This is a genomic window from Pacificispira sp., assembly GCF_965228185.1.
Lineage (GTDB): Bacteria > Pseudomonadota > Alphaproteobacteria > UBA8366 > Aestuariispiraceae > Pacificispira.
The window spans coordinates 737,725-756,033 of the sequence record NZ_CBDDHE010000003.1 but is presented as its reverse complement, the minus strand read 5'-3'; the positions used below and the strand labels follow the sequence as shown (position 1 = coordinate 756,033).

General features: G+C 63.0%; 18 protein-coding genes and 1 pseudogene. 9 read left to right on the top strand and 10 right to left on the bottom strand.

The window, feature by feature from the left end; all coding sequences use genetic code 11:
- Nucleotides 1–7: 7 nt before the first annotated feature.
- A complete protein-coding gene (gene dapA, locus ACO06O_RS07210) occupies nucleotides 8–886 on the bottom strand; it encodes a 4-hydroxy-tetrahydrodipicolinate synthase (RefSeq protein WP_421878141.1) in 879 nt (292 codons plus the stop codon).
- A 280-nt stretch (nucleotides 887–1,166) separates the two neighbouring features.
- On the opposite strand from dapA, the gene ACO06O_RS07205 reads away from it, so the two are divergent.
- Genes ACO06O_RS07205 through ACO06O_RS07190 form a run of 4 tightly spaced genes read left to right on the top strand, consistent with a single transcriptional unit; the run spans nucleotide 1,167 to nucleotide 5,679 of the window.
- Complete coding sequence (locus ACO06O_RS07205) at nucleotides 1,167–3,149, top strand: lytic transglycosylase domain-containing protein (RefSeq protein WP_421877782.1); 1,983 nt, start codon at nucleotides 1,167–1,169, stop codon at nucleotides 3,147–3,149.
- 31 nt (nucleotides 3,150–3,180) lie between these two features.
- Complete coding sequence (locus tag ACO06O_RS07200; RefSeq protein ID WP_421877780.1) at nucleotides 3,181–3,867, top strand: haloacid dehalogenase type II; 687 nt, start codon at nucleotides 3,181–3,183, stop codon at nucleotides 3,865–3,867.
- The gene (locus tag ACO06O_RS07195) at nucleotides 3,864–4,706 is read left to right on the top strand and encodes an alpha/beta fold hydrolase (protein ID WP_421877778.1); all 843 of its coding nucleotides are present in this window, start codon (nucleotides 3,864–3,866) and stop codon (nucleotides 4,704–4,706) included. The genes ACO06O_RS07200 and ACO06O_RS07195 overlap by 4 nt, the downstream gene beginning before the upstream one ends.
- Nucleotides 4,681–5,679, top strand: coding sequence for a threonine ammonia-lyase (locus ACO06O_RS07190; protein WP_421877776.1), 999 nt, complete (start codon nucleotides 4,681–4,683; stop codon nucleotides 5,677–5,679). Before ACO06O_RS07195 ends, ACO06O_RS07190 begins: the two co-directional genes overlap by 26 nt.
- On the opposite strand, the gene ruvX is transcribed toward ACO06O_RS07190, so the two are convergent.
- Entirely contained in the window at nucleotides 5,668–6,132 is a 465-nt protein-coding gene (ruvX, locus tag ACO06O_RS07185; protein ID WP_421877774.1) for a Holliday junction resolvase RuvX, read from the bottom strand. The two genes, ACO06O_RS07190 and ruvX, sit on opposite strands and share 12 nt — an antisense overlap.
- A gap of 127 nt (nucleotides 6,133–6,259) precedes the next feature.
- Between ruvX and gatC the strand changes: the two genes are divergently transcribed.
- Entirely contained in the window at nucleotides 6,260–6,547 is a 288-nt protein-coding gene (gatC, locus tag ACO06O_RS07180) for an Asp-tRNA(Asn)/Glu-tRNA(Gln) amidotransferase subunit GatC (protein ID WP_421877772.1), read from the top strand.
- Nucleotides 6,548–6,560: 13 nt separating this feature from the next.
- Nucleotides 6,561–8,036 (top strand): Asp-tRNA(Asn)/Glu-tRNA(Gln) amidotransferase subunit GatA, encoded by a 1,476-nt coding sequence (gene gatA / locus ACO06O_RS07175; protein WP_421877770.1) that lies wholly within the window; start codon nucleotides 6,561–6,563, stop codon nucleotides 8,034–8,036.
- A gap of 2 nt (nucleotides 8,037–8,038) precedes the next feature.
- Here gatA and ACO06O_RS07170 read toward each other — a convergent pair whose 3' ends face one another.
- The gene (locus tag ACO06O_RS07170) at nucleotides 8,039–9,352 is read right to left on the bottom strand and encodes an MFS transporter (protein ID WP_421877768.1); all 1,314 of its coding nucleotides are present in this window, start codon (nucleotides 9,350–9,352) and stop codon (nucleotides 8,039–8,041) included.
- Between the two features lie 116 nt (nucleotides 9,353–9,468).
- A complete protein-coding gene (locus ACO06O_RS07165) occupies nucleotides 9,469–10,413 on the bottom strand; it encodes a YHYH protein (protein ID WP_421877766.1) in 945 nt (314 codons plus the stop codon).
- A gap of 95 nt (nucleotides 10,414–10,508) precedes the next feature.
- Here ACO06O_RS07165 and ACO06O_RS07160 point away from each other — a divergent pair, with 95 nt between their 5' ends.
- A complete protein-coding gene (locus ACO06O_RS07160) occupies nucleotides 10,509–11,360 on the top strand; it encodes an AAA family ATPase (RefSeq protein WP_420417074.1) in 852 nt (283 codons plus the stop codon).
- Between the two features lie 48 nt (nucleotides 11,361–11,408).
- On the opposite strand, the gene ACO06O_RS07155 is transcribed toward ACO06O_RS07160, so the two are convergent.
- From ACO06O_RS07155 to ACO06O_RS07145, 3 genes and pseudogenes are all read right to left on the bottom strand, one after another.
- Nucleotides 11,409–11,867, bottom strand: coding sequence for a MarR family winged helix-turn-helix transcriptional regulator (locus ACO06O_RS07155; RefSeq protein ID WP_420417075.1), 459 nt, complete (start codon nucleotides 11,865–11,867; stop codon nucleotides 11,409–11,411).
- A gap of 152 nt (nucleotides 11,868–12,019) precedes the next feature.
- A pseudogene (gene mmsB / locus ACO06O_RS07150) lies at nucleotides 12,020–12,919 on the bottom strand (3-hydroxyisobutyrate dehydrogenase); the annotation flags it as partial.
- Nucleotides 12,920–12,937: 18 nt separating this feature from the next.
- The gene (locus ACO06O_RS07145; protein WP_421877763.1) at nucleotides 12,938–14,011 is read right to left on the bottom strand and encodes an enoyl-CoA hydratase/isomerase family protein; all 1,074 of its coding nucleotides are present in this window, start codon (nucleotides 14,009–14,011) and stop codon (nucleotides 12,938–12,940) included.
- A 194-nt stretch (nucleotides 14,012–14,205) separates the two neighbouring features.
- Between ACO06O_RS07145 and ACO06O_RS07140 the strand changes: the two genes are divergently transcribed.
- Together ACO06O_RS07140 and ACO06O_RS07135 are read left to right on the top strand one after the other, a co-directional pair.
- Nucleotides 14,206–14,868, top strand: coding sequence for a glutathione S-transferase family protein (locus ACO06O_RS07140; RefSeq protein ID WP_421877761.1), 663 nt, complete (start codon nucleotides 14,206–14,208; stop codon nucleotides 14,866–14,868).
- A 19-nt stretch (nucleotides 14,869–14,887) separates the two neighbouring features.
- Nucleotides 14,888–15,859 (top strand): DMT family transporter, encoded by a 972-nt coding sequence (locus tag ACO06O_RS07135; protein ID WP_421877759.1) that lies wholly within the window; start codon nucleotides 14,888–14,890, stop codon nucleotides 15,857–15,859.
- A gap of 10 nt (nucleotides 15,860–15,869) precedes the next feature.
- On the opposite strand, the gene ACO06O_RS07130 is transcribed toward ACO06O_RS07135, so the two are convergent.
- The 3 genes from ACO06O_RS07130 to ACO06O_RS07120 all read right to left on the bottom strand — a co-directional run bounded on the left by ACO06O_RS07130 (nucleotide 15,870) and on the right by ACO06O_RS07120 (nucleotide 18,288).
- On the bottom strand, nucleotides 15,870–16,346 hold the full coding sequence (locus tag ACO06O_RS07130) for a GNAT family N-acetyltransferase (protein WP_421877757.1): 477 nt from the start codon (nucleotides 16,344–16,346) through the stop codon (nucleotides 15,870–15,872).
- 10 nt (nucleotides 16,347–16,356) lie between these two features.
- Entirely contained in the window at nucleotides 16,357–17,580 is a 1,224-nt protein-coding gene (locus ACO06O_RS07125; protein WP_421877755.1) for an NADP-dependent isocitrate dehydrogenase, read from the bottom strand.
- A 177-nt stretch (nucleotides 17,581–17,757) separates the two neighbouring features.
- Nucleotides 17,758–18,288: a hypothetical protein gene (locus tag ACO06O_RS07120; protein WP_420417081.1), complete on the bottom strand. Its 531-nt coding sequence runs from the start codon at nucleotides 18,286–18,288 to the stop codon at nucleotides 17,758–17,760.
- Nucleotides 18,289–18,309 lie beyond the last annotated feature (21 nt).

Genomic DNA, 18,309 nt, shown 5'->3' with positions numbered 1-18,309 from the left:
CCCGCCCTTAGATCAGGCCGGCGCTTTCCATTGCCTTCCTAACTTGTGCCTTCGTGTCGTCCGTGGCGGAGACCAGCGGCAGACGCACCGTTTCGCCACTCAGGCCCAACAGACCTGCACCGAATTTCGCCGGCGCGGGCGAGGCCTGACAGAACATCGCCGTGTGAATCGGCGCCAGCGTATCGCGCGCCTTTTCGAACGAGTCCCAATCCTTCTGCTGCCACGCGTCGTGCAACTGCGCGCACAGCTTCGGCGCCACATTGGAGGACACCGAAATGCAGCCATGACCGCCCTGCCCCAGGAAGGCCGCGATGGTGGCGTCCTCTCCGGAAAGCTGGCTGAAGTCCTCGCCGATCGCGACACGGGTCAGCAGCGGGCGCGCCAGATCGTTGGACGCGTCCTTGACCCCGACGATCGTGTCGAAATCCTTTGCCAGACGGGCCATGGTGGCCACGGACATGTCGATCACGCTGCGGCCCGGGATATTGTAGATCACGATCGGGATATCAACCGCGGACGCGATGGCCGCGTAATGGGCATACAGCCCATCCTGGGTCGGCTTGTTGTAATAGGGCGTAACGACCAGCGCCGCATCCGCCCCGGCTTCCTTGGCGTGACGGGTCAGGCTGATGGCTTCCTGGGTATTGTTGGACCCGGTGCCGGCAATCACGGGAACGACGCCTTTTGCGACCTCGATGGTCATGTCGATCACACGCTCATGCTCGGCATGGGACAAGGTCGGCGACTCGCCGGTCGTGCCGACCGGAACCACGCCGTCCGTCCCCTCGTCGATCTGCCACTGCACGAATTTCTGGAAAGCGGCTTCGTCGACCGATCCGTCATCATGCATCGGCGTGATCAGCGCCGTCATCGATCCGCGAAACATCGCAGGCATTTCCATACTCTCCCACAGCAATCGAAATTGGGGCGCGAAATGCGCAATCCCTAAGCGAGCGGCGGTGTTACCACAGGCTCGCGTCCCGCAACAAGCGAGAAACCGGGCAAAAGTGTTATGTTCCCCTGTTGCGCGCGATAGCGAACCACACGATACTGATCCCGGTCCCAAAAGGGGGGGCGATCCGCGTGACAAAGCGCCGACCGCCGATCGCGGGGCCTACGGTCCGGCGCAACGACCGACGCCCTGCGCGTAAACGGAGCGAGCGAGAATGACGACCCTGCGCCCAGCGCGACGCGGATGCGGCCTGTTTGCGGCCGCGATTATGTTTGTTGCCGGGATTACCGCGACGCCAGTGGAGTCGCATTCCGCGCCACTGTCACCGCAAGACCTCAAGGAATATGAGATCGCGTTCCGCGCGGTGGACCGGGGACGCTGGGACATTGCGCTGAAACATGCCGACAGGCCCAAGGACCGCCTGCCCGCCAAGGCGATCCGATGGCTGTATCTACAGAGCGATGACTCCTCCGCCAGCTTTGAGGAAATCGTCGAATTCATCGCCGAGAACCCGAATTGGCCGCGGCAGGAACGCCTGGAACTGCGTGCCGAACAGGCGATGGACGGGCGTTTGTCCGATGCGGTGATCCTGAGTTGGTTCCGCGACCACCCTCCCAGTACCGGCAAGGGTTTCATGCTCTATGCCGCCGCGCTGAAACGCGCCGGCCTTGAGGCGCAATTGGCGGCGGAGGCCATCCGCGCCTGGCGCGAGATCGACATGAATGCCGCCGAAGAAAACGCCTTCCGCACCGACTATCGCAAGCTGGTGCCGATGGAGGACGAAATCCGGCGCCTGGACAAGCTGATCTGGGAAAGAAAATATTCGGCGGCGGAGCGACAGGCACGCCGTGTTCCGGACGCCTATCGCCAATTGGCCGACGCGCGCATCCGGCTGGCGCAGCAGGCCGGGGGCGTCGACGCCGCTGTAAACCGGGTCCCGCCGACCCTGCAGGCGGATCCCGGACTGATTTTCGAACGCATGCGCTGGCGCCGTTTGAAGGGGCGTGACGAAGACGCGATCGAGCTCTTGGCCTGGCCGGACATGCAGCAATCCTATCCGGAGCGCTGGTGGAACGAACGCGCCATCCTGGCGCGCGACCTGCTGGAATCCGGGCAGCCTCAGCGCGCCTATGACATGGCCAGCCAGCACCGCGTCCCCGACGGGGCGGATTTCGCCGAGGCGGAATGGTTCGCCGGCTGGGTCGCCCTGAGGCATTTGAACGATCCCGAAAAGGCCTTTCCGCATTTCCGCGACATGTACGGCAATGTCGGCTATCCGGTCAGCCGGTCGCGCGCCGCCTATTGGGCCGGCCGCGCCGCCGAGGCCGCCGGAAAGGCCGAGATCGCACAGCAATGGTACGCCGTCGCCGCGCATCACACTTCCAGCTTTTATGGCCAGCTCGCCGCGATGAAGCTGCCGGTCGGCCTGCGCCCGACCCTGCCGAACGAGCCCTTCATTACCCCGGTCGAGCGCGACACCTTCCAGTCGTCGGAACTGGCGCAGATCATCCGAGATCTGGCCCAGATCGGTGCGGACGACACCGTCCGGGCCCTGGTCTGGCATTTGTCGCGGAACTACCGCGACCAGACGCAGTTCCGACTGCTGGCCGAGTTGTGCACGGAAATCGGCCGGCTTGACCTTGCGGTCTTCACGTCCCGCCAGGCGATCAAGAGCGAAGTCGTCACGCTGGGCGGCTATCCGAACCTGCCGGTCACAGACAGCCGGATTGCCGATCTGACCATCGTCCATGGCTTGATCCGGCAGGAAAGCGGCTTCGACATCGGCGCGATCAGCCGTGCCGGCGCGCGCGGGCTGATGCAGCTTATGCCCGCCACAGCCAGGGCCGTATCGGGTTGGGAGAAGATCAGTTATCGGTCGGACGCCCTGACCACGGATATCAACTACAATGTTCGGCTGGGCAGTGCCTATCTGAAAGACTTGCTGGAGAAGTTCGACGGCGTATTGCCCATGGCCCTGGCCGGGTACAATGCCGGCCCACACCGGGTCACGACCTGGGTCAAACGTTTCGGCGACCCGCGCACGATGAGCTTCGAAGAAACCATCGATTGGATGGAATCCATTCCTTTCAGCGAGACCCGCAACTACGTTCAGCGCGTCATCGAAAACATCAATGTCTATCGGCAGCGCGAGACGGGCCAATCCACCCCCATCACCTTCCGCGCCGAAATCGGCTGACCGGACCGGTCGCCAACCCGAAAGGAACAGTATGACGAAGTTTACCGGCATACAGGTATGTGCCTTCGATGCGTACGGCACCCTGTTCGACGTACATGCGGCCGCCGCCGCGCTGAAAGGCGAGATCGGGCCCGAAGCCGACCGGATGTCTGCAATCTGGCGCCAGAAGCAGTTGGAGTACACTTGGCTGCGCAGCCTGATCCCCAGTTACAAATCCTTCTGGGACGTCACCCAGGACGGATTGGATTTTGCCATGGAAGAATGCGGCCTGTCGGGCCGGAAGGATCTGCGCCAGAAGCTGTTGGATCTTTACTTCAAGCTGGCCGCCTATCCCGAAGTGCCCGCGATGCTGAAACGGCTCAAAGACGCTGGCCTAAAGACCGCGATCCTGTCGAACGGGTCGATGGACATGCTGGACGGCGCGGTCGACAGCGCCGGGATCCGCGATGTCCTGGACGCGGTACTGTCGGTCGAGGATATCGGCATCTTCAAGCCCGATCCCCGCATCTACAAGATGGTCACCGACCGGTTTGGGCTGGAGGACCGCGGCGCGGTCGCTTTCATGTCGTCGAACGGGTGGGATGCGTTCAGCGCCGCGCATTACGGGTTCCAGGTGGCCTGGATCAACCGCTTCGAACGGCCCGTGGAGCGCCTTCCGGGCAAGCCGGCGGCGGTCTTGCGGGACCTGACCACTTTGCCCGACATCGTCGGCGCATGAGCTATGTGACGGCGCGGGATGGGACGCGCCTGCATGTCGCGGAGTATCGACCCAGAGCCGGCGCGCCGAAACGCCCGACGATCCTATGCCTTTCCGGGGTCACGCGGACATCCCGCGACTTCTCGCGGCTGGCCCCGGACCTGGCCGAGGCCGGTCACCGCGTCCTTGCCCTGGACTATCGCGGACGCGGACGGTCGGGCCGCGCCCTGGACCCGGACAGTTATGCGCCGACGGTGTATCTGGACGATATCCGTCAGGTCCTTTTTGCCTTCAACATCCATAGGGTCGTCGTCATCGGCACGTCATTGGGCGGGTTCCTGACGATGGGGATGGCGGTCGCAATGCCGACCGTGCTGGCGGGCGCCGTCTTGAACGATTGCGGGCCCGATCTGCCGAAAGACGGTGTCGCCCGTATCGCGGACTACATCGCGGATGCCCGAACCTATCCGGATTGGTCGGCGGCGATCGACGCGGTCAAAGCCATGCTGCCCGACCTTAACCTCGACGAAGATGGCTGGCGGCTGGCGGCGGAAGGATGCTTTCACGAGGAGGCTGACGGCAGGGTCCACGCCGACTGGGATCCCCGGATCGCCGCCCCGATGCGCCGCCCTGCCGCCCTGCCCGATCTGTGGCCGATGTTCAAAGCATTGCGTCCCATTCCCTGTCTTGCCTTTCGCGGCGAACTGTCGTCCCTGCTGAGTGACGACTGCTTCCGCAAAATGAGGGATGCCAATCCCGATTTGCGCCAGACAGTCATCGCGAACAGGGGCCACGCCCCGACCCTGGACGAACCGGAAGCCCGGAGTGCCATCCATGCCTTTCTCGCCTCCCTCTCCTGACGACGCGCCTGTTTTCGACGACATTTTGAAGGCGGCGGAACGCTTGGAGGGCATCGCGGTTCGCACGCCCCTGCTGGAATCGCCGCTGCTGAACGAACGGGCCGGCCGGCGGATTTTCGTGAAGCCGGAATGTCTGCAGCGTACCGGCTCCTTCAAGTTCCGGGGTGCCAGCAACAAGATTCGCAGCCTTACGGACGGCGAACGCAAGGGCGGTGTCGTTGCATACTCCAGCGGCAATCACGCCCAGGGCGTTGCCGCCGCCGCGCGCTATGCCGGTATCCCCGCACTGATCGTCATGCCGTCCGACGCACCGGCCATCAAGCGCGCGAATACCGAAGCCTGGGGGGCGGAAATCCGTCCATACGACCGTTTCAACGAAGATCGGATGGCCATCGCCGAAGCCATCGCGGCGGAGCGTGGGGCGACCCTGGTCCGCCCCTATGACGATCCGTTCGTCATCGCCGGTCAGGGAACCATCGGATTGGAAATCACCGATCAACTCGCCGAACTGGACGTCACGGCGGATGCGGTCGTTTGCCCCTGCGGCGGCGGCGGGCTGTCATCCGGAACAGCGCTTGCCATCAAGACGCGCCTGCCGGGGGTTCCCTTCTATGCGGCGGAACCGGCCGGATTCGACGATACGGCACGATCCCTGGCCGCCGGTTCGCCGCAAAAGGCCGATCCCTCGGCGCGGTCGATCTGCGACGCCCTGCTGGCAGACACGCCGGGGACGATCACCTTCGCCTTGAACCGGCGTCTGTTGGACGGCGGTCTGGTCGTCACGGACACGGAAGTCAGATCGGCCATGAAAGCGGCATTCCTGGACCTGAAGATCGTCGCCGAACCGGGCGGCACGGTCGCCCTGGCGGCTGTCCTGAACGGCAAGTTGCCAGCGGGTGACGGTCCGGTGGTCGTGATCATTTCCGGCGGCAATGTCGATCCGGCGCTGTTCCAGGAAGCGCTAGCGGGCTAAGCGCCGGGCATCCAACGCGCCCTGCAGGATGAAGGCGGCGGCCATCTTGTCGACGACATCCCCGCGCCGCGCCCGGGTCATGTCGGCCTGATCGATCAGAATCCGCTCCACCGCCGTGGTAGACAGCCGTTCGTCCCAGAAGGCGATGGGCAGTGCGAAGCCACGCAAGGACACCATGTTGCGTGCGAACTGACGCGACGACTGGCAACGCGGCCCTTCGCTGCCGTCCATATTGACCGGTAGGCCGATCACCAGCCCGCCGATCCGGCGGTCCGCCACGATCTCCTCGATCCGTTCCGCGTCTTTGGTGAATTTGGCACGACGGATGGTTTCCAGGGGCGACGCGATGCTGCCGGCCGGGTCGCCGATGGCGACGCCGATCGTCTTTTCCCCCAGGTCGAGGCCCAGCAATGCGACGCCGGGCGGAAGGTCGTGAACGGTCTCAAGGATCATCGCTTCCTCTTAGGACCGCACAGGACGGCACGCAAGGCGGAACAGTGGCGACCCGGCTTGCGGCGCGGCGGAGCGGGTGATAGCTTCCGCGCCGATTCAGCCCAAATCTCGCCGGGAGCCGCAGACCATGGCATTGGACCCGAAAACCGTCGCGAAAGTCGCCCATCTGGCCCGCATCAAGGTGGGCGAGAACCGACTTGCCCCGCTGGCCCAGGAACTGGACGCAATCGTCGCCTGGGTGGAACAATTGGGCGAGGTCGACACGGACGGTGTGACGCCCATGTCCTCGGCCGTGGAAATGGCCGCGCAGTGGCGCGAGGACGCGGTCACGGATGGCGGCTATCCGGACAAGGTCGTCGCCAATGCGCCGGAGCCGCAGGGCGATTTCTATACCGTTCCCAAAGTCGTCGAATAAGGACAACAAGGCGATGACCGATCTCCTCGACCTTACGCTCAGTGAGGCCCGCGACGGGCTGCGCGCCAAGGATTTCTCCGCCGTCGAACTGACCGATGCCTATATCGGGGCGATGGACCGGACCCGGTCGCTGAACGCCTATATCACCGAGACGACCGACAAGGCCCGCGCCATGGCATCCGACAGCGATGCACGCCTTGCCAAGGGCGAGCCAGGCGCGCTGGAAGGCATTCCGGTTGGCGTGAAGGATCTGTATTGCACCGAGGGCGTCCTGACGACGGCCGCGTCGCATATCCTGGACGGGTTCAAACCGACCTATGAATCGACCGTGTCCGGCAAATTGTGGAGTGCCGGCGGGGTCATGCTGGGCAAGATGAACCTGGACGAATTCGCGATGGGATCGTCCAACACGACCAGTTTCTATGGCCCGGCGATCAATCCGTGGCAGGAAGACGGCAATCCCGGCAAGCGCCTGGTTCCCGGCGGATCGTCCGGCGGCTCCGCCGCAGCGGTCGCGGCGCGATCGGCGCTGGCAACGGTCGGGACGGATACCGGCGGATCGATCCGCCAGCCCGCCGCGCTGACCGGGACCGTCGGCATCAAGCCGACCTATGGCCGCTGCAGCCGCTGGGGCATCATCGCTTTCGCCAGCTCGCTGGATCAGGCCGGCCCCTTCACCCGCACGGTGCGGGACGCATCGATCATGCTGGGCGTCATGGCAGGTCACGATCCGAAGGATTCGACCAGCGCCAGGGTCGAAGTACCCAATTTCGAGGCCGCCCTGACCGGCGATATCCGGGGGCTGCGCGTCGGCGTCCCGAAGGAATACCGGATCGACGGCATGCCGACGGAAATCGAAGGCCTGTGGATGCAGGGTATCGCCTGGATGAAAGAGGCAGGCGCCGAGATCGTCGAAGTCAGCCTGCCCCATACACGCTATGCCCTGCCCGCCTATTACATCGTTGCACCGGCGGAGGCGTCGTCCAACCTCGCGCGTTATGACGGCGTGCGGTACGGCCTGCGCGTTCCTGGCGACAGCCTGGACGAGATGTATGCGAATACACGGGGCGAAGGCTTCGGCGAAGAGGTTCAGCGACGTGTCCTGATCGGCACCTATGTCCTGTCGGCAGGATATTACGACGCCTATTACCTGAAGGCGCAGAAGGTCCGGACCCGCATCGCCGAGGATTTCCGCAAGGCCTGGGATAGCTGTGACGTGCTGCTGACCCCGGCGACGCCATCCGCGGCGTTCGGTGTCGACGAGCGCCAGGAAGACCCGATCCAGATGTATCTGAACGATGTCTTCACGGTCCCGGCCAACCTGGCCGGTATTCCGGGCATCTCCGTCCCGGCCGGCTTCGACGCGAACGGGCTGCCGCTGGGGCTGCAGATCCTGGGCCGCGCCTTCGACGAGGAAACCGTTCTGCGCGCAGCCGATGTGCTGGAACGGGCCGCCTCTTTCGACGCTGCGCCGGCTCTGCGGGCCTGAGCCTAACGCGGGATTTCCTGATCGACGTCCTCTTCGGTGACCGGCGCGTACAGTTCCGGCGCATAGGCGGCCTGCGCCGCGCGCGGTTCGTAGGCCTCCTGCGCTTCCACGGGCACGCCTTCGCGCCGCGTCATACGGTAGGCGACGAACAGGCCATAGACCAAGGCGATCACCATGGCGACATACATGAAGGCCTTGGCCCCAAAGATGTCCGTCAGAAATGACGCTGCGCCGGGCAGGACAAAGCCCGACAGCGACCAGGCAAACAGCATCGTCATGGACAACGCGACATAGTATTGCGGTTCCGCCCGGTCGTTGGCATGGGCATTCGCCACGGCATAGATCGTTTCCGTCGCCCCGGCCCAGACCCCGAATAGGGCGATCATGACCCACAGACCGATCTCGCCGCCGACCTGAGACGTGATCCCGGCGAATATGAGCACCAGCACACAGGCCATGATCAGGACCTTGCGTCGGTCCATACGGTCGCTCAACGCGCCCAACGGCATCTGCACCGCGATCATCCCGAACTGCATCAGGAACAGCATCAAGCCGATCTCGTCCTTGGAATATCCGATGGCGTTGGCATAGATCGGCGCGAAGCCTTGAACCAGCATCGACAGCCCACCAACGGCCAGCAGCCCCGCCAGCCCGACGGGCGAGATACGCCAGACGCCGCGGAAAGAGACCGTGACATATTCAGGCGGCAAAGGCGCTTTCAGATTGGTCAGGCCGACCGGCAGGATCGCCAAGGTCACGAAGAAGATGGCCAGTTGCGGGGCCACCCCGCTTTCGATGTCGACGAAGGTGATCAGAAAGCCGCCCAGGCCGATGCACAGAACATAGGCCATATAGAAAATCGCCATGACCCGGCCGCGCCATTCATTGGGGCAAGCATCGTTCAGCCAGCTCTGCGAAATGATGAACAACCCGGTCGCGGCGAGGCCATATCCTGCCCGCGCGCCCATCCACAGCATCGGATCGACGGTCAGCGCCAGCGTCAGGTGGCTTAGGATAAGGATGGCGGCCAAAGTCATGTAGGCGCGCGCGTGACCGACACGCTTCACCATCGGCCCCGTGCCCAAACAGCCGACGAAGCCCCCTGCCGCCATGGATGTCAGGATCCACCCCGCCGAAGATGGGCTGAAGCCCAGCGAGCCGAGACGGATCGGGATATAGGCGAAGATCAGCCCGCCGCCGACGGCAATCAGGGCCATGGACAGGATCAAGCCGGAAACGGCGATCGGCGGCGCGGTGCGCGGCAACACATATCCGTTCGCGGCCACCGGGGCCGGCTTCGCCGAAGTATCCGTCATGAAAGAACCTCAATCCGTAACGCTCAGATCTCTCCTTTCACCCGCAAATCCTGCCTCGTCAATGCCAGTTGGATGAAAGTTTTCGATGCTACGAACGGATTTGGGGCTGCCCGACCTTACCCATTGCCGAACCCAAACGGGGGCTTGGGCGGGCGGGGGCCGCCGGGCGGTGGCGGTCTTCCTCCAGGCGGTGGCGGACGGCCGCCCATTCCTCCGCCCTGCCCGCCAGGCGGGCCATGGCGGAAGGACGGGTCGGGCGTACCGGCGAAGCTGCGCGGAATGAAAGGAAAGGCATCCGTCAGGAAATAGGCATAGGTGCCGTCCGGAAAATCCGGGGTCCGTGTCACCCGTCCATTGTTGGCGTCCAGATCGCCTCCATCGGCGAACTCAAAATCCTCCACGAAGGTACCGTCAAAGGCCCCGCCAGGGCCGCCCGGTCGGGTGCCGCGCCTCAATCGCCAACCCGACCGCATCGGCCGAACCGGATCCCCGAGCTGGCCTGTTGCATAGCCGTATAGGGCGTAGATCGGGAATCCGTCGGCGGCAAATCCGATCAATCCCGAATGGCGGTCGGGGCTCCAACTGCGGATCAGGCCGTTCGGCAATCCGTGATAGTGATAGGCGCCGTTCGGCTGGACATGGGCGTTGCTGCTATCCAATCCCAGATCGACACGGCCGCCCATGGCCTCGTAACGCCATCCCGATCGCCGGTCCCGGTTCCAGAATTCGGCCGTGAAGGGATCAAAGGGAATGCCGTTCAGCGCCACACCGAAATTGCCATGGCTCAACGCGGTCGGCCTCGCGGCGGCTTTCGGCATCGCCGGGACGCGAAACTCGTGCGACTGGGCGGAAATCCGATTGGGATTGCGGCGGTTCGGAAAGGTGCCGGTTTCATGATTCGGGATGCCGTTTGAGCGGATGATCCGGTAACCGCCTTCCAGAGAAATCGTCACCCGATTGTCCACTGACCAGGCCATTCCCGGTAGGGCCAGGGCGGCGGGAACTAGACCCAACGCCGCCAGGACACTGCGTCGGCCGCTCTTCGCATGCCCGTCGGTCAATCCGGCCTCCTGATTGCTTGATCCGGGTTGGCGGCCACCCTACTCTTCTGCTCTTCCAATCATAGTAGCAGTCCAAAGACAGGCGAAAGATCATCATGCGTTTTTCCGGTACGTCGAACTATGTCGCTTCCGAAGATCTGGCCGTCGCGGTCAACGCCGCGGTCGCCCTGGAACGCCCGCTTCTGGTCAAGGGGGAGCCGGGAACCGGCAAGACGCAGTTGGCACGCGAGATTGCGGAAAGCCTGGGCCGGCCCTTCATCGAATGGCACATCAAATCGACCACGAAGGCGCAGCAGGGTCTCTACGAGTATGACGCCGTCAGCCGCCTGCGCGACAGCCAGTTGGGAGACGAACGCGTCCACGACATCCGCAACTACATCGTGCGCGGTAAGCTGTGGGAGGCCTTCACGACCGATCCCGCGCCGGTCCTGCTGATCGATGAAATCGACAAGGCGGATATCGAATTCCCGAACGACCTGCTGTTGGAATTGGACCGGATGGAGTTCCACGTCTATGAGACGAAGGAAATCATCCGCGCCGAAAAGCGCCCGATCGTCATCATCACGTCGAACAATGAGAAAGAACTGCCGGACGCGTTTCTGCGCCGCTGCTTCTTCCATTTCATCCGGTTTCCGGATCCGGAGACCATGGAACAGATCGTCCAGGTGCACTTCCCGGACATCAAAAAACGCCTGTTGAGCGAGGCGCTGACCCTGTTCTTCCAGATCCGGGAGGTGCCGGGCCTCAAGAAGCGGCCTTCGACCTCCGAACTGCTGGACTGGATCAAACTGCTGCTGGTCGAGGAAATCGACCCGGAAATCCTGCGGGAGACCGATCCGGGCAAGGCGATCCCGCCGCTGCACGGCGCGCTGCTGAAGAACGAACAGGATGTTCACCTGTTCGAACGCCTAGCCTTCCTGGCACGGCGAGAAGGCGCGCGGGGTTAAGACCCGCGCGCTAGCGCCGCTTCAAATGAACAGGGTGTCCCAGGACGGTCAGCGGACCGGGCCGTAGCCGTAGGTGTGCAGCAGGAAGCGTTCGATCCGGTTCAGGACCGTGGCGGTGAACTGCAGCTGCTCGGCATTGATGCCGGTCTCGCCCAGCTTCGCCTGCTGCTCGTTGATGACGTCGTTCACCTTGTTGCGGACGTCCATCCCTTTTTCCGACAGGCGGACCCGGATGGAGCGGCGGTCATGGGTGGAGCGTTCCTGGATCAGATAGCCGTTTTCGACCATCTTCCGCACGTTGTAGGAGACGTTCGAGCCGAGGTAATAGCCCCGGTGCGTCAACTCACCCACGGTCAACTCGTCCTCACCGATATTGTAGAGGATAAGCGCCTGGATGTTGTTGATGTCCCGAATGCCCAGCCGGTCGATCTCACCCTTCACCACTTCCAGAAACTGGCGGTGCAGGCGTTCGATCAATCGGATGACGCTGAGATATTCCTCCTTCACCGACACATCTCTTTACTTGTTCGTCCTGTGGTGAGAGCGGCCCGTATTCCCCGGCCGCCAATGCGACATCGGTGTTACACCGAATTCTCCCTATCGCCTAGCCGGAAACTTAGTCGACCGGCTAAAGCTTTGTCCAGTATCGTTTTTCCGCGTTAACCATCCCGCACCATTTTGATGATGCCGGAGAAATCGACGCCGCCGTTCCCCGAATCGGTAAACTGCTGATACATCTCCATCGCGCGTTGCCCCAGCGCGGTTTTCGCCTGGAAGGTTTCCGCAGCGCCCTGGCTCAACTTCAGATCCTTGACCATCATGGCCGAGGCGAAGCCCGGCTGGTAGTCGCGGTTGGCCGGAGAGGTCGGAACCGGACCCGGAACCGGGCAATAGGTCGTCAGCGACCAGCATTGTCCGGATGCCTTGGACGACACGTCGAACAGCTTCTGGTGGTCCAGGCCCAATTTTTCGGCCAGAACGAATGCCTCGGCGACGGAGATCATCTGGATGCCCAGCATCATGTTGTTACAGATCTTCGCCGCCTGGCCGTTACCGGCGCCACCGCAATGGACAATGGTCTTGCCCATCTTCTCCAGAACCGGCTTGGCCGCGCCGAACGCGTCGTCGGGGCCGCCGACCATGAAGGTCAGGGTACCCGCCTCCGCCCCGCCGACGCCGCCGGAAACCGGCGCATCGACCATGGCGAAGCCCTTACCGACCGCCAGATCCGCGACCGCACGAGCGGTTTCGACATCGATGGTCGAACAATCGATCAGCACCGCACCCGCTTTCGCATTCGGAAGTACGGCGTTCTCATAAACATCGCGGACATGCGGGCCGGCGGGCAGCATGGTCACAACCGCATCCGCCCCGGCGACGGCCGCGGCCGCACTGTCCGCGCCTTTCGCCCCGGCCTGGGTCACGCTGGCCACATGGGCCGGGTCCAAATCGAAAACCGTCACGGCATGCCCGGCGGAAACCAAGTTCCGCGCCATCGGGCCACCCATATTGCCCACTCCGATAAACCCGATCTTCATTGTTCCGGTCTCCCTATCGCTTTGTCTTTTTTGCTGTCTTTACTTCTGGTCCAGGACCAGGTCGCCTTCCGGCGGCGCCTCGAAATAGGAATGGATGTCCGCGTCTTCCACGTCCGAAAGCCGCGCCGGATTCCATTTCGGGGCCTTGTCCTTGTCGATCAACAAGGCCCGGACCCCTTCGTGGAAATCCGCACCCGGCTGCAGCGCGCGACGGACGATGCGGTATTCCATGACCATATTGGCATCGAAATCCTGCATCGCGCCCAGACGGAGCTGTTTCAGAGACACTTTCAACATGGTCGGCGACTTGCCGTCCAACAGGGCTGCCGCCTTCGCCGCGACATCGCCCGGGTCGGCCGCCAGGCGCGCCGTAATCTCTTCCAGGTCATCGCCCGCGAACAGCCGATCCAGTTCGTCCCGGATAGTCGTGATGGCCGCGTCGCCGGCAGGGGTCGCGAAGTCCTGGGTGATCGCCGAAACAATCTCGTCGGCCGAGCCACCGCCCCAATCGGCGTTTTCCAGGGCCGCGAAATAGGCATCCCGCGACGCCGAAGGCATATGCGAATCCGCCAGACCGATGGCCAGCATGTCCGCCGGTCCCAACCGCGCCCCAGTCAGCCCCAGATAGGTGCCGATCTCTCCCGGGCAGCGGGACAGGAAATGACTGCCGCCGACATCCGGAAACAGGCCGATCCCGGTCTCAGGCATGGCGAACAGGGTCTTTTCCGTCACGATGCGATGATTGCCATGGACGGAAAGACCGACCCCGCCGCCCATCGTGATGCCGTCCAGGAAGGCGATATAGGGCTTGTCGAACAGATGGATCGCCCGGTTCAGGCGGTATTCGGCCTGAAAGAAATCGCGGCAGAGCGGTGACTGCTCCTGCCCGGCGTGGCTGACCGCGATGACGTCGCCACCGGCGCAGAAAGCGCGGTCGCCCGCCCCTTCGATGATCACGGCGCGAACCGAATCGTCCTCGGTCCATTCCGCCAGCGCGTCGGCGACGCCAGCAACCATTTCGAAGGTGATGGCGTTCAGCGCTTTCGGCCTGTTCAAAAGGATATGTCCGATCGGACCGCGCCGGGTCAGGATCACCGTGTCGCCGTCTGTCATGCCGCCTCTCGTCCTTCGTGAAATCGGTGCGCGCCAATACAGCCAAACGCCGGGCGTAAGTCAACTTCACCGCCGGACGGTCGCGAGGGTCTTGTCTGTTGTGGCAAATCGGAACAAGTGAGGTCATCGTCATTCGTCCCGCCCGCAGGTAGTGTCTAGAGCGGGATCACACACCCAAACCGTCGAGCAGGATCATGTCGCTGACACTTTACTACTACCCGGACAACGCCTCCCTCGCCCCGCATATCTGTCTGCGCAAGGCTGGGGTGGACTTCACCCTGTCGCTGGTGGAACGCAATCGCGGCGGCCTGACGGATCCCGCCTATCTGGCACTGAACCCCCATGCCCGTATCCCCACCCTGGCGGTGGGCGATCCGGACCGAGGTGGCTTCGTCATTCGCGAGTCCGCCGCCATTTGCCACTACATTGCCGAAACCTATCCGGAATCGGGATTGCTGCCCGCACTCGGAACCGTGGAGCGGGCCCGTACGCTGGACTGGCTGTACTTCGCCACCAACACGATTCAGGCCGATCTGATGGTGTCCGCCTATGCCCGCCGCTATGGCGAGACATCCGAGCAGATCGCCGCCGTCAAGGCGCGCGCGGCGGACCGGGTCGGCGGGCATCTGGCCATCGTGAACCGGGAGTTGGAGAAAACCGGCGACTGGCTGGTCGGGGACCGCCCGACCTGTGCCGACTACTTCCTGTTCATGCTGGCGGGTTGGGCAGAGCAGTTCAAAATCCCCGATCCGCCCTCGATCCGTCCGCACCTGCTGGCGCATGCCCGGCGCTGCCAGGCATTGCCAGAGGTGATCGACACATTCGCCGCCGAAGGCATCAACTTCTTTATCTCGTGACGATGGAGGCGGGATTGATATGACCGCATTACTGCGCAATCCCGCCACTCTCGGCATTCTCTGCGTCGTCGCAGCCGGGGTTACCTTTTCGACCGCCGACATGATGATCAAGGCACTGAGCGACGGGTATCCGCTGCATCAGATCGTATTCACGCGCGCCTGCGTCGCCTTGACCGTCATCCTGCTGATCTTCGTCCCCTTGGAAGGCGGATACCGGAACCTGCTGAGCAAGCGCATGCCGTTGCACCTTCTGCGCGGCCTCTGCGTCTTCATCGCGAATATGGCCTTCTTCACCGGCATCGCGACCATGTCCCTGGGCGAAGCGACGGCGATCTTCTTCGTCGCCCCGCTTTTCATCACCGCCCTGTCGGTGCCCTTCCTGGGCGAGAAAGTCGGCTTGCGCCGCTGGATGGCCGTCTTTGCCGGGCTGATCGGCGTGGTGATCATCATTCGGCCTGGAACGGCCGCCTTCCAGTATGCCGCCCTGGCCCCGATCGTCGCCGCCCTCGCCTATGCCAGCATGCAGATCATCGCCCGCAAGCTTGGCGTGACGGAGAAAGCGTCGACCATGGCCTTCTACATTCAGGCGACCTTCCTGGTTGTCTGCAGCACGATCGGCCTCAGCATTGGGGACGGCCGCCTCGCGGAAGGGGTCGAGGATCCCAGCCTGATATTCCTGCTGCGAGCCTGGACCTGGCCGGTCGGCAATGACATGTGGATCATGCTGGCGGTCGGATCGCTCAGCGCCTGTGGCGCCTACCTGATCTCGCAAGGCTACCGCTTGGCAGAGGCCACCGCCGCCGCCCCGTTCGAATATGTCGCGCTGCCCCTGGCGATCTTCTGGAGCATCGTCGTTTTCGGCGACTGGCCCGACCTTCAGGCCGTATTGGGCATCATGCTGATTCTGGGAAGCGGTCTTTATGCCTTCTGGCGCGAGAATATCCGGGGCACCGACATCGCCGCGAAACACCCCCTGCCCCGAAACCGATAAGGCCCAATCTCTAGCGATCCAGGCGCAGTTTCATGCCGTCGTGGGACGCTGAGAAGCCAAGGCTCTCATAGAATTTCCGGGCCCGTCCGTCACGGCTGCGGTCCGTCGTCAGTTGAACGAGAATACAGGCTTTTTCCCGGGCGTAGTCTTCCGCCCAACGCATCATGAGCCTTCCAATTCCCGCACTTCGGCAATCCGACCGAACGCGCACCGCCTCGACCTGAAGGCGCCTTCCCGCTTTCAGGCTGACGCCCGGTATGACAGTCAGATGAAAGGTGCCGATGATCTCGCCCGCCCGCTCGACAACAATCAAACGGTTGTTCGGGTCGGCGTCGATTTCCGCCAGGGCAGCGATATGCCTGGGGTCGGACGGGTCCGGCGGCGCGATACGGGGCGCATTGGATGTATCGTCGGCCAAAAGAAAAAGGACGGCGGCCAGATCTTCCGGCCGCGCGTCCCTAAACGTCAGTTCGTCCTGAACGGACATAAAGAACCGCTTACCAGCGGTCCATTGCGCCCTTCAGGTTCTCGTCGATCTTGTCGAGGAACTGGGTGGTGGTCAGCCATTTCTGGTTCTCACCGATCAGCAGCGCCAGATCCTTGGTCATGTGACCGCTCTCGACCGTTTCGATGCACACCGTTTCCAGCGTCTCGGCGAAGCGGATCACGTCCGGCGTATCGTCGAACTTGCCACGATATTTCAGGCCGCGGGTCCAGGCGAAGATCGACGCGATCGGGTTCGTCGACGTTTCCTTGCCCTGTTGATGCTGGCGGAAGTGACGCGTCACCGTGCCGTGGGCCGCTTCGGCCTCGACCGTGTTGCCGTCCGGCGTCATCAGGACCGAGGTCATCAGGCCCAGCGAGCCGAAGCCCTGCGCGACCGAGTCGGACTGGACGTCGCCGTCATAGTTCTTGGCGGCCCAGACGAAATCACCCGACGACTTCATCGCGAAAGCGACCATATCGTCGATCAGGCGGTGTTCGTACCAGATACCGGCCTTCTTGAAGGTCTCTTCGAATTCGGCCTCATAGACCTCCTGGAAGAGATCCTTAAAGCGGCCGTCATAGGCCTTCAGGATCGTGTTCTTGGTCGACAGATAGACCGGATAATTGCGCAGCAGGCCGTAATTCATGCAGGCCCGGGCAAAACCGCGGATCGAATCGTCCAGGTTATACATGCCCATGGCGATCCCGGCGCCTTCGAACTTGAAGACCTGGTGGCGGATGGTTTCGCCATCCGGGTCTTCCGGCGTGAAGGTGATCGACAGCAGGCCCGCGCCGGGGATCAGGAAGTCCGTCGCGCGGTACTGGTCGCCGAAGGCATGGCGGGCGACGACGATTGGCTTCGACCAGTTCGTCACCAGGCGCGGCACGTTCTTGCAGACGATCGGCTCACGGAAGACGGTGCCGTCCAGGATGTTGCGGATCGTGCCGTTCGGCGACCGCCACATCTTCTTCAGGCCGAATTCCTCGACCCGCGCTTCGTCCGGCGTGATCGTCGCGCATTTCACGCCGACGCGGTGTTCCTTGATCGCGTTGGCGGCGTCGATCGTGATCTGATCGTCCGTCTCATCGCGCTTTTCGACCCCGAGATCGTAATACTTCAGATCGATGTCCAGATAGGGCAGGATCAGTTTGGTCTTGATGAAATCCCAGATGATGCGGGTCATCTCATCGCCGTCGAGTTCGACGACCGGATTGGCGACCTTAATCTTCGACATGGGTTCGGGGCTCCCCTTTTCGTCAGGTGTAGTGGTCCGGCGACGGCGCGCAAGGTGGGATGAAAGCGCCCGCGACGGCCCCAGGGTTCATTCGGCGCGGACAATACAAGACACCTACCAAACCCGCAATCCACACGCGGCGACTTGGCACGGCTCTTTTCGGGCGCTTCTGCGGTGTCAGTCGAACAGGGCGTCGATGGACGACTGGTCCATGACCGTGGCGGCCGTTTCCGAAGGACCCTCCGCCTGCAGGCGCGCCTGATATCCCTCGGAATCTAGCGCCCCGTTGATCAGGGCGCTCATCGTGTCGATCCAGCCGCGCAGGCGTCCGGTCAGTGCCGAGGCTTCCGCCTTCAGGCGATCCTCGTTCCCGGCATCCGCCAGGACACGCAGTTCGGGCAGCCCGGTCGAGATATCCGCATCCATCCGCGCGATGCAATCGTCCATCGGTTCGCGGTACTCGTCCGGTGCATGCTCATAGGCCCAGACAGCGAGTTCCTTGTGCTGAAATGCGCTGTCGCGGAAGTGCTGCTGATAGGTTTTGGGCTGCCAGGTCTCGACTTCCTCCAACATGTCAGGCATGTCGGAGACCATCTCAAGCATCATCACCAACTCATTATAATGGTTAAGATAATCGGTCGACAGCAACGTTGTGTCGTTGATCGTCGTGTTCTTAACCAGCTTGCGGTATGTCCCGGTAAGTTTCACGCAACAACGCCTTTCAGGCCG